Below are 10,684 nucleotides of genomic sequence, written 5' to 3' on the forward strand. Positions count from 1 at the left end.
GCTGGCCCTTTTTTTTGTCTGTTGATGCCTGAAGGCGCTGGCGTAACCAATTGTGCCGCGCTTGGCAAACCCTTTGATTCCGCTGGCTTTAAACGCAGGTCGAGTGGCTGGTCGGCCATTCCCGCACCCATTCGACGCTGTCCACCGGTGTCATCGCTTGCTCCCGGCACCCGAACCGACGGCTGCGAGGCTTAGACGAATCACGAATCACATTTCGACAATCGTGGTGCCGGGATGGTGCTTGTCGAGGTGTTTGCGCACGATCTTGAGGTTGCGGGTGTTCGATCGCCAGAACAGGTCGAACATGTCCCCGGCAAGCGGCACGGCACCCAGCACGGTGTCGATGCCGACATTGGAAATCATGCGCATCAACTGGAATTTCGACATGCCCAGGTTGCGGGCTTCCCACACGATGTACAGGCCCATCGCGCCGGTCACGATGTCGCCGATCACCGGCACCACCCCGAGCGCAAAATCCAGCCCTACCTTGCGGTTGGTCCCCGGCAGGGTGAAGCTGCGCTCAAGCACGTGCTCCATCGCCTCGATCCGCTTGCGGATGGAGGCTGGATCGTTGGCGATCGCGGGCATCGCGGCCCTGAAATGGTCGAACTGTTCACGCCGGCTGGTCTTCATGGTGCACTCCAATGCGCCTGCAGCCCCTCATCTGGGGATCGCGACCATGTCGGGCAAGGCGTGCCAGCCATCGGCGGTGATCGCAAAGCCCGGCACGTTCCTGGTCACCAGAGAAAACCGCACCGGGGCGCCGAGCGGAATGTAGATATTGGCGCTGGTCATCGACAGTTCCGCCTCGGCCATTCGGGACGCCCTGACCGCCGGGTCCGTCGCCCGCCGTGCCTGCGCGAGCAGGACATCGCCGTCCTTGTCGCACACCGGTTGCACCGCACAGGCCAGCCGGTTGAGAAACCACGCAGGCTGGCGATAGTGCGCGACATCATCGATCAGCCTCAAATCGGCAGGAGCATCTGCGCCGACCATCCGACCTTCCAGTCCGATCGTTACGAGATCGCGCTTGATCCGGGCGAACACGATGCGGCTTCCCGGGCCTGTCGGCATGGCGATGCGCAGAACGGGCATGGCGTCGTGTTCCTCGCGCCAGCGGGCGACCCGCCCCCGCGCCAGATCACGCCGCTGGGCGAGCGGCAGGTCCGTCCAGCGGTCCCCGGCGAGCGGAGCATAGCGATCCAGCCCGAGCGGGACGATCCGCGTCATGGTCTGCCATTGACCGATGCCCAGCGGCGTCATCAGCCCTTCGCGATCGATCGCCAGTGCAATCGCCTCGCGGTTGGCGGGGTCACCCAGAAACCCCTTGTCGTTGACCACCAGCAGGCCAAACAGACCGATGACCGGATCGGCGCGCACCGCGTTGTCGGGCACCGATGCCGGGCTGAGATACGGCAGATGCTCGAACCGCCCGCCCAGCACCATCGAGACTTCGCCGAGCGAAAACCGGGCGATGGCACGGGCGGCGCTCTCCGTTCGCACCTGCAATGGGCGGACGCGGGGACGCATGGCGGGGTCGATCGCATCATCCACCCGTTCGGTCAGCAGGGTCCAATATTGCCGGCGATCGGCGACCAGCGGGCCGGTGCCGCGTCCGTTGCGGCGGATGCCAAGTTCCGGCAGCGCCAATATGCGCAGCAGATCGGGCTGCGGTGCGAGCAGGCGGATCTCGATCACCCGCCCGGTCATCGCCCGGATATCGCGGACTTCGGCGGTGTCGGCACCGATCGCGCTGCGCGCTTCGATGGTGAGGCGACGGCGCAGCGCTGCGGCGACGTGCTCGGAGGTGACTGCGTCGCCATTTTCCCAGCGGGCGTTGCGCAAGCGGAAGATATAGCTGAGGCCGTCATCAGTGACGATCCAGCGTTCGGCGAGCGCAGGAACGATGTTGCCCAGCGAGTCGAGCCGGACGAGCCCTTGCGATGTCGCCGCGCGCAGATATTCCGCCGCAGGCGCAAGCGTCGCTGCATCGAGATTGTTGACCGGGGAAGGATCGATGATCGAAATGCCCAGCGGCGACGTGTCCGACGCGTTGCACCCGGCGAGCAGCAGCGCCGCGGTGGTGGCGCAAGGCCAGATGGTTCTTGCCCAAACGCCTGTCATTGTCCGTGTCTCACCCTCCTGCCGCCCGCGCTGGCGATAGCAGGACCATGCCGCAGCGACAACGCGGCGCGTGGGCAGATATCGGCGGGGACCTCGATGGCAAAAATTTCCTGGCGCATCTTGGGCAGACTGCCCCGAATGGTCGCATCATGGAAGAGCGATGCCAACGCACATCAATGAAAAATCTGCGCCATGCGGAACGGACAGCAGGTCCGGCGCGTCCTTGCTGCAGCACAAAGCGAGGAAAAAGCATGACACTCTTGAACAGCAAATCCTGGACGCTGGGAGCAGCGCTGGCTGCAGCCACCGTGGTCAGCGGATGCGCGGGCGGCGGCTTTGGTCGCGGCGGCTCGGATTTCCGCCAGTACGACTATAACCGCCCCGACCCTGCCTATGGCGGTTATGACGCGGGCCGTTATTACCGTGAAAACCCACGCCAGCGCGAGCGTCGGCTGAGCAACAACGATCGCATCTATCGCGGCCAGGACGGACGTTATTACTGCCGCCGTCCCGATGGCACCACCGGCCTGATCGTCGGCGGGATCGCAGGCGGCGTGCTGGGCAACGTCATTGCGCCGGGAGGTTCGAGCACGCTTGGAACCATTCTGGGCGCAGCAGGCGGTGCAGCCGCTGGCCGTGCGGTCGATCGCAACGGTGCACGCTGTCGCTAATCAGGTCGGCGGCCAATCTGATTGACCGCCAATCTGTTCAGTTGATGCAAAAAGGCGCCCCGGGGTCTCCCCCGAGGCGCCTTTTTTATGTGATGCGTACAGTTGGTGATTACCAGCTGTAGTACATGTCGAATTCGACCGGCGAAGGGGTCGTTTCCCAACGCGAAACTTCGGCCCACTTCATGTCGATATAGGCTTCGATCTGGTCCTTGAGGAACACGTCGCCCTTGAGCAGGAAGTCGTGGTCGGCGATCAGCGCGTCGAGCGCTTCACGCAACGACGCGCAGACGGTCGGCACTTCCTTCAGCTCTTCGGGCGGCAGGTCGTACAGGTTCTTGTCCATCGCCTCGCCGGGATGGATCTTGTTCTGGATGCCATCAAGACCCGCCATCAGCAGCGCCGAATAGCACAGATAGGGGTTTGCCATCGCGTCGGGGAAGCGGAATTCCACGCGCTTGGCCTTCTCGCCGGTGCCGTAAGGAATGCGGCACGATGCCGAGCGGTTGCGGCTCGAATAGGCCAGCAGCACCGGCGCTTCGAAGCCCGGCACCAGCCGCTTGTAGCTGTTGGTCGTCGGGTTGGTGAAGGCGTTGAGCGCCTTGGCGTGCTTGATGACGCCGCCGATGAAGTACAGGCACATGTCCGACAGGCCGGCATAGCCATTGCCCGCGAACAAGGGCTTGCCTTCCTTCCAGATCGAGATGTGGGTGTGCATGCCCGATCCGTTGTCCTGCTTGATCGGCTTGGGCATGAACGTTGCCGTCTTGCCATAGGCCTGCGCGACCATGTGGACGACGTACTTGTAGATTTGCATGCGGTCGGCGGTCTGGGTCAGCGTGCCGAAGGTCAGGCCCAGTTCGTGCTGCGCGGCGGCGACTTCATGGTGGTGCTTGTCGCAGGGCAGGCCCATTTCGAGCATGGTGCTGACCATCTCGGCGCGGATGTCGACGACGCTGTCGACCGGCGCGACCGGGAAATAGCCGCCCTTGGCGCGCGGACGGTGTCCCAGGTTGCCGCTTTCATAGGCGCGGCCCGAGTTGGTGGGCAGCTCGATATCGTCGATCGAGAACATCGAACCGGCATAGCCGTCCGAGAAGCGCACATCGTCGAACATGAAGAATTCGGCTTCGGGTCCGACATAGACGGTGTCGCCGATTCCGGTCGACTGCAAATAGGCTTCGGCGCGCTTGGCGGTGCTGCGCGGATCGCGGGAATAAAGCTCGCCTGTGCCCGGCTCGACGATGTCGCAGAACAGGATCAGCATCGGATCGGCCGAGAACGGATCGATATAGGCCGCTTCCATGTCGGGCCGCAGGATCATGTCGGATTCGTTGATCGCCTTCCAGCCCTCGATCGACGATCCGTCGAACATCAGGCCGTCTTCAAGCTCGTCCTCGCCAATGACGCCGGCGCACATCGTGAGGTGCTGCCATTTGCCCTTGGGATCGGTGAAGCGGACATCGACCCACTCGATCTCGTTTTCCTTGATCATTGCCAGAATGTCTTTGGCGGTTTTTGCCATCTTAGCTTTCCCTCTTCATGAAATCCGGTTCGGGCCCGTTTCCTGGCCCCCCTTGGGTGAAACTGACGTGTGTTCTTGCGGCCCTGGACAGGCCTCTCCTCAGGTGCGCGCGCTGTTGATCAGACCGCGTCGTTATCGCGCTCACCCGTGCGGATGCGGAGCGCCGTTTCCACCGGGATCACGAAAATCTTGCCGTCGCCGATGCGACCGGTCTGAGCGGCCGCAGCGATCGCCTCGACCACACGGTCGGCCAGTGCATCATCGACCACGACCTCGAGTTTCACCTTGGGCAGGAAATCGACGATGTATTCGGCGCCACGATAAAGCTCGGTATGACCCTTCTGCCGACCAAACCCCTTTGCTTCGGTCACCGTGATGCCGGAAACACCCACTTCATGGAGCGCTTCCTTCACTTCGTCGAGCTTGAAGGGTTTGATGATCGCCTCGATCTTTTTCATGTGCTTCAGATCATCCTGTGCTCGGCGCCCGCCACTGCGAGAGGCGCTGATGGGAAAAAGACAGCGCAGATACCCTGCACTGCGATGACATTGTGCGGGAAAACCGGGCCAGCGCAACGCGCCTCCCGAATCCCCCTGTGTCTGCTACCAAACAATTAACGTGCCAAGACGCAAATCGCTACCATTGCGTAGGCCAACCGCAACATTATTGCGGGGGATGATGGAAATGCGGGCAAGCGCATAGCGCGATGCCTATATTTTGTGCAGAGCGCCGAGGGCTGGCTCGGAGCCTGCATGCCGCTCAATACGGCGGACGGTCCAGGCCAGCAGGGCTCTTGGTAAAGATCTCGCAGCCGGTCTCGGTGATACCAATCGAATGCTCGAACTGGGCAGAGAGCGAACGGTCGCGGGTCACGGCCGTCCAGCCATCCTCGAGCATCTTGACCGCAGGCTTGCCGATGTTGATCATCGGCTCGATGGTGAAGAACATTCCTGGCTTGAGCTCGGGGCCGGTGCCGGGGCGTCCGGCATGGACCACCTCGGGCGCATCGTGGAACAGACGGCCAAGGCCATGGCCACAGAAATCGCGGACCACGCCATAACGGTGCTTTTCGGCGAACGACTGGATGGCGTGCGCGACATCGCCCATCCGGTTGCCCGGCTTTGCCTGTTCGATACCCAGCATCAGGCATTCGTAGGTCACATCGACCAGCCGTCGTGCCTTTACGCCGACATCGCCGATCAGGTACATTCGGCTGGTGTCGCCATGCCAGCCATCGAGGATCGGGGTGACATCGATGTTGATGATGTCGCCGTCCTTGAGCTTGCGATCGGCGGGGATGCCGTGGCAGACGACGTGGTTGATCGAGGTGCAGCAGCTGTGGGTGAAGCCGCGATAGCCTAGGGTCGCGGGTACGCCGCCGCCCGCCAGCATCAGTTCGCGCGCCTTGGCATCGATCTCGCCGGTGGTAACACCTTCCTTGACGAAGGGCACGAGCGCATCGAGCACCGAGGCAGCAAGCTGCCCGGCCTTGCGCATGCCTTCGAAGCCTTCGGGTCCGTGCAGCTTGATGGTGCCGTCGCGCATCGGCGTGTCGGCGTTCGTGACGTTGACATACTGGTTCATGGTGATTCCATATAGGGGAGGGGAGACGCTTTTGCGACCCTGGGGATGCAGCCGGGTTAGTCCATTGACTTAGTCCAGTCAATGGACTAACCCCGAGACATGACCAGCATCGTCAATGTCCACGACGCCAAGACGCACTTTTCCAAGCTGCTCGACCGCGCGCATGCGGGCGAGGAGATAATCCTGGCCAAGGCGGGCAAACCCTATGCGCGGCTGGTGCCGCTCGAAAAGCCCAAGGTCGAGCGGAGGCCAGGGGGATTGAAGGCCAAGATCCCTGATGGTTTCTTTTTTGACCCGCTGCCCGAAGAAGAACTTCGGGCCTGGGAGTGACCGCCTTTCTCTTCGACACGCATGCACTGATCTGGTGGTGGAACGACAATCCGTTGTTGCCGCAGGTGGTCCGACGCCGACTCGTGGACATCGACAATGCGATCTTCGTCAGCGCTGCCTCGGCCTGGGAGGTGGCGACCAAGGTTCGCCTGGGCAAATGGCGAGAAGCCGAAGAGGCTGCAGAGCTTTTCGAGGCGTTGTGCGATCGGAATGGTTTCGAGCTGCTACCTGTCACCGTCGCCCACGGCCTGCTCGCCGGGTCGCTTCCCGGCGAGCACCGCGACCCGTTCGACCGGATGATCGCGGCGCAGGCGATCCATGACGATCTTGTGGTGATCACGCGCGATCCTGCGCTGGCATCGCTGGGATGCGCGACCTTCTGGGCGGAGTGACGCCGCCCGCAACGAACCGCTTGCGCGCTTTGGTCCACGCGTTAAACACCGGCGCATGACAGCAGACGCCCCCGCCCAAGCCGCACGCATCTGGACCGCCGCGCTGATCGTGATCGGCGATGAAATCCTCTCCGGCCGTACCCAGGACAAGAACATCGCGCAGGTCGCCACCTGGCTGAACGTGCAGGGCATCCGTTTGAAGGAGGTGCGCGTCGTCGCCGACGACATGGATGCAATCGTCGAGGCGGTGAACCTGCTGCGCGCGCGCAACGATTATCTGTTCACCACCGGCGGCATCGGCCCGACGCATGACGATATCACCGTCGATGCCATCGCGCAGGCGCTCGATGTCGATGTGGTGATCCACCCAGCGGCGCGCGCGATCCTGGCACGCTATTACGAGAGCAGGGGCGGCCTCAACGAAGGACGGCTGCGCATGGCGCGGGTGCCCGATGGCGCCGAACTGATCGAAAACCGCATGTCGGGTGCACCGGGCATCCGCATCGGCAACCTGTTCCTGATGGCAGGGGTGCCGCATATCACCGCGGGCATGCTCGATGCGCTCACCGGCACGCTTGAAGGCGGATTGCCGTTGTTGTCCGCCACCCTGGGATGCTGGGTGGCCGAAAGCGAGGTCGCCGAGATGCTGGGCGCGACCGAGCGCGCGCACGAAGGCTGCCAGATCGGCAGCTATCCGTTTTTCCGCGAAGGCAAGGTCGGCGCGAACTTCGTCATCCGCTCGACCGACCAGGCGAAGCTCGACGGGTGCGCGCTGGCGCTGACGTCCGCGCTGGAAGCCACCGGGCGCGTGGTCACGCCCGGCGGGATCTGATCAATCTTCAGGCGCGATGGCAACCTTGAGGCCATCGAGCGCTGCGGTCATCTGAATCTGGCACGACAGCCGCGAGGTCGCGTTGCGGTGATCCGAGCTGTCGAGCAGGTCGTCTTCATCGGCGCTGACGGGGGGCAGCTTGTCGGTCCATTCGGCATCGACATGCACATGGCAGGTCGCGCACGAGCAGCATCCGCCGCACAATGCGAGCAGTTCGTCAAAGCCGTTGTCGCGGATCGCTTCCATCACGGACAGTCCGGTATCGGCCTCGATGGTGCTTTCTTCTCCCGAGCGGTTGACGACGATCAGCTTTGGCATGGAAACTCCCCAAGATAATGAGACCGGCTATGGCCCTCGTAAACGCCGCTGCTATGATCAACCATCCGCCCGAATGCAAGGGGCGGATGCAAAGGGACTGGTTGTTATGGGATTGACCGCAGACGCGTTGAACCAAGGGCTCGACGCGGTTGCCGCGCAGGAACCGGCGTTCGCGCGCGCGCTCGAAATTGCAGGCTATCCGGAACCGCGAATCCGATCGCGGGGATATGCGACGTTGCTGCGCACCATCGTCGGGCAGCAGGTTAGTGTGGCCTCGGCGGCGTCGGTGTGGAACAAGCTGGAAGCGCAATTGGGCGAGGGGTGCGCGCCCGATGCGCTGATCGCTGCCGAGTTCGATGCGCTGCGTGCCTGTGGCATGTCGCGCCAGAAGCAGGGCTATGCACGCTCGCTTGCCGAACTGGTGATGACCGGCGCGCTCGATCTGGACAACCTGCCTGCGGACGACGAGGCGGCTATCGCCGAACTCGTCCGCATCAAGGGCATCGGCCGCTGGTCGGCGGAAATCTATCTGCTGTTCGCCGAAGGGCGCCCCGATATCTGGCCCGCTGGCGATCTGGCGGTGCAGGTGGGGATCGGACGGATCCTCGGCATGGAGGCACGTCCATCGGAAAAGGAGACGCGGCTGTTGGCCGAGCCCTGGTCACCGCACCGCGGCGCGGCCGCGATTCTCACCTGGCACTGCTACAACAACGCCGCGCTCTGATCTCTCAACCCTTGTACAATATGCGCCCGCTGGCGAGCCGCTCGCGGCTCAGCGCCGTGACCTCCTTGAGGAAGCTGGTCGGCTTTTTGTAATACTTGCTGTCAGGATTGATTTTCAGACCGGCGGCCGTTGCCACGTCTGCGATGAAATGCACGCAGTTGGCCATGTTGAGGTTGTAGCTCTTCTGCTTCTTGGTGCGCCATTTTTCTCTCACCGCGATCACCGCGCGATATTCTGCATCGGTCAGTTCATAGCTGAAATGCGGCGCGCTGCTGGCGATGTATTTGGGCTTGAGCACGCTGGTTTCGCCTTCGACCCAGCCGAACAGGATGCTCGGGCCGGTGCTGGTGGCGGTGAACCCGATATTGGTATCGACCATCTCGCCGGTCGAATCGACCTTGCCCTTCAGCGTGGCGAACGCATGCGGGAACTGGCTGCCAAGCTCGTGGCTGTAGAAGGTGATGGTCACGGCGGCATGCGCGGCATTGGCCCAGCACAGCAGCGGCGCGATCATAAAGGTCAGCAGCAGGCGCTTGATCGTCATGGACTAGTTCCCCGGAAGCTTTGATGAAGATGGTTGATTGAAGATGGCATTGTCCAGCCATTGAGCCGAATCAGCCGGGCTTTGCTTGTCGTCGTCCCTGTCGACGCGATAATTGGCCTCACGCATTTTTTCCACAGGGATTGCGCCGATCAGAGGCTCGAGCGCCTCCACCAGCCGCGCATCGCGGGCGGCTGATCGACTGACCATCAGGATCGCGTCATACGATGGGATTGCGCCTTTGGGGTCTTCGAGCACGACGAAGCCGTTCGCGGCGATCCGTCCGTCCGACGAAAAGGCAGAGATGATGTCCGCCTCGCCCAGCGACAGCGCGCGGTACATGAAGGTCGGCTCGAACGCCCGCCTACTCTTGAAGCGCAGCGGATAGGCGGCCTGCACCATCTGCCATTCGGGTCGCTCGAGAAACTCGACATCGGTGCCGAAGACGAATTCGGGGGCAACGCGGACCACGTCGTCGAGTGTCCGCAGGTTCAGCCGCCGCGCATCGTCGGGGCGAACGGCGAAGGCATAGGTGTTCTCGAATCCAAGCGTGCCGATCAGTTGCACGCCGTGCTCCGCCTTGGTCCAGCGCGTGATCTCGGCGATCATGTCCGCGCGCGGCTCGGGGTCCTGCCGCTGCATCTCGTTGGTCCAGATCGTGCCTGCATAATCGACATAGACCTGGACCTCGTCGCTGGCGAGCGCGCGGAACACCACGGCGCTGCCCAGGCCTTCGCGATAGCGGACGGCATAGCCCGCTGCCTCGAGCCGCTGGCCGATCAAGCGGGCGAGCACGTACTGCTCGGAGAAGCGCTTCGCCCCGATGGTGACGACGGGCCGATCGGTTTGGGCCGGAGGCCACAAGGCGGCGCCCAGACCTACCGCCAGAGCAATTCCCGCCCACCACATGCGGCGGTGCTTGCGCCAGCGGATGCCGCTTTCGATGAGGCCGAGCAGCAGATCGACGCTGATCGCCAGCCCTGCGGCGACCAGGCATCCGGCGAGCACCAGCGACCAGTTCTGCGTCTGCAGTCCGGCGAAGATCAGGTCGCCCAGGCTCGGCTGGCCGACGGTGGTGGACAGCGTCGCGGCACCGATGGTCCAGACGGCTGCGGTGCGCACGCCTGCCATGATGGTGGGCGAGGCGAGCGGGGCTTCGACCAGCCAGAGTTTCTGCAGCGGCGTCATCCCGACGCCGTCGGCCGCCTCGACCATCGCGGGATCGACCGACCGCAGCCCCGTCACCGCGTTGCGCAGGATCGGCAACAGCGCATAGAGGGTGAGCGCGAGCAGCGAGGGCAGGAAGCCAAGCGGCGAGATGGCATCGCCGAAGATTGCGGAGAGGGCGAGTAGCAGCGGAAAGAACAACGCGAGCAGGGCCAGCGCGGGGATGGTCTGGATCAGGCTGGCAAAGCCCAGCGTCACGCCGGCCACGGTGCGGTTGCGCGCGGACCAGATCGCGAGAGGAAGCGCGATCACCAGCGCGAGGCCCAGGGCTGCAAAGCTGAGCTGAACGTGCTGGGCGAGCAGGTCGAGAATGCGGGGCCAGTCCAGGGTCATGGGGTGATGCCGCACGGGTTGGGCGCGCAGGTCCCTCGACTTCGCTCGGGACAGGCGGGAGGGGGTAAGGCAATCGCCTTATGCAA

The 10,684-nt window shown here is 63.4% G+C and carries 13 protein-coding genes; 5 read left to right on the top strand and 8 right to left on the bottom strand.

The annotated features are described in order from the left end of the window. Positions 1–207: 207 nt before the first annotated feature. Positions 208–633, bottom strand: a complete 426-nt coding sequence (locus ACK4R0_RS15290) for a DUF4112 domain-containing protein (RefSeq protein ID WP_409675874.1) — start codon at positions 631–633, stop codon at positions 208–210. Between the two features lie 27 nt (positions 634–660). Then, entirely contained in the window at positions 661–2,124 is a 1,464-nt protein-coding gene (locus ACK4R0_RS15295; RefSeq protein ID WP_409675877.1) for an ABC transporter substrate-binding protein, read from the bottom strand. Between the two features lie 251 nt (positions 2,125–2,375). Between ACK4R0_RS15295 and ACK4R0_RS15300 the strand changes: the two genes are divergently transcribed. Continuing rightward, complete coding sequence (locus tag ACK4R0_RS15300; RefSeq protein WP_409675880.1) at positions 2,376–2,795, top strand: glycine zipper 2TM domain-containing protein; 420 nt, start codon at positions 2,376–2,378, stop codon at positions 2,793–2,795. A gap of 109 nt (positions 2,796–2,904) precedes the next feature. Here ACK4R0_RS15300 and glnA read toward each other — a convergent pair whose 3' ends face one another. From glnA to map, 3 genes are all read right to left on the bottom strand, one after another. Then, positions 2,905–4,317 carry a type I glutamate--ammonia ligase gene (gene glnA / locus ACK4R0_RS15305; RefSeq protein ID WP_409675883.1) on the bottom strand — a complete coding sequence of 471 codons (1,413 nt, stop codon included), beginning with the start codon at positions 4,315–4,317 and terminating at the stop codon, positions 2,905–2,907. Positions 4,318–4,436: 119 nt separating this feature from the next. Continuing rightward, on the bottom strand, positions 4,437–4,775 hold the full coding sequence (locus ACK4R0_RS15310; protein ID WP_017671887.1) for a P-II family nitrogen regulator: 339 nt from the start codon (positions 4,773–4,775) through the stop codon (positions 4,437–4,439). 301 nt (positions 4,776–5,076) lie between these two features. After that, positions 5,077–5,901 carry a type I methionyl aminopeptidase gene (map, locus tag ACK4R0_RS15315; RefSeq protein ID WP_409675886.1) on the bottom strand — a complete coding sequence of 275 codons (825 nt, stop codon included), beginning with the start codon at positions 5,899–5,901 and terminating at the stop codon, positions 5,077–5,079. Positions 5,902–6,000: 99 nt separating this feature from the next. On the opposite strand from map, the gene ACK4R0_RS15320 reads away from it, so the two are divergent. The 3 genes from ACK4R0_RS15320 to ACK4R0_RS15330 are packed head-to-tail and all read left to right on the top strand — an operon-like array spanning position 6,001 to position 7,455. After that, positions 6,001–6,231, top strand: coding sequence for a type II toxin-antitoxin system Phd/YefM family antitoxin (locus tag ACK4R0_RS15320; protein WP_300883393.1), 231 nt, complete (start codon positions 6,001–6,003; stop codon positions 6,229–6,231). Continuing rightward, positions 6,228–6,623 carry a type II toxin-antitoxin system VapC family toxin gene (locus ACK4R0_RS15325; RefSeq protein WP_409675890.1) on the top strand — a complete coding sequence of 132 codons (396 nt, stop codon included), beginning with the start codon at positions 6,228–6,230 and terminating at the stop codon, positions 6,621–6,623. The genes ACK4R0_RS15320 and ACK4R0_RS15325 overlap by 4 nt, the downstream gene beginning before the upstream one ends. Positions 6,624–6,678: 55 nt before the next feature. Further along, complete coding sequence (locus ACK4R0_RS15330; RefSeq protein WP_409675893.1) at positions 6,679–7,455, top strand: competence/damage-inducible protein A; 777 nt, start codon at positions 6,679–6,681, stop codon at positions 7,453–7,455. Here ACK4R0_RS15330 and ACK4R0_RS15335 read toward each other — a convergent pair whose 3' ends face one another. Further along, positions 7,456–7,773, bottom strand: coding sequence for a 2Fe-2S iron-sulfur cluster-binding protein (locus tag ACK4R0_RS15335; protein ID WP_409675896.1), 318 nt, complete (start codon positions 7,771–7,773; stop codon positions 7,456–7,458). A 106-nt stretch (positions 7,774–7,879) separates the two neighbouring features. On the opposite strand from ACK4R0_RS15335, the gene ACK4R0_RS15340 reads away from it, so the two are divergent. Then, positions 7,880–8,497, top strand: coding sequence for a DNA-3-methyladenine glycosylase family protein (locus ACK4R0_RS15340; protein WP_409675899.1), 618 nt, complete (start codon positions 7,880–7,882; stop codon positions 8,495–8,497). A 4-nt stretch (positions 8,498–8,501) separates the two neighbouring features. Here ACK4R0_RS15340 and ACK4R0_RS15345 read toward each other — a convergent pair whose 3' ends face one another. Both ACK4R0_RS15345 and ACK4R0_RS15350 read right to left on the bottom strand, forming a co-directional pair. Beyond that, a complete protein-coding gene (locus tag ACK4R0_RS15345; protein ID WP_409675902.1) occupies positions 8,502–9,041 on the bottom strand; it encodes a hypothetical protein in 540 nt (179 codons plus the stop codon). A gap of 3 nt (positions 9,042–9,044) precedes the next feature. Next, positions 9,045–10,598 carry an ABC transporter permease/substrate-binding protein gene (locus ACK4R0_RS15350; RefSeq protein ID WP_409675905.1) on the bottom strand — a complete coding sequence of 518 codons (1,554 nt, stop codon included), beginning with the start codon at positions 10,596–10,598 and terminating at the stop codon, positions 9,045–9,047. Between the last annotated feature and the right edge of the window lie 86 nt (positions 10,599–10,684).

The sequence above is a fragment of the Blastomonas sp. genome, assembly GCF_046294995.1.
Lineage (GTDB): Bacteria > Pseudomonadota > Alphaproteobacteria > Sphingomonadales > Sphingomonadaceae > Blastomonas.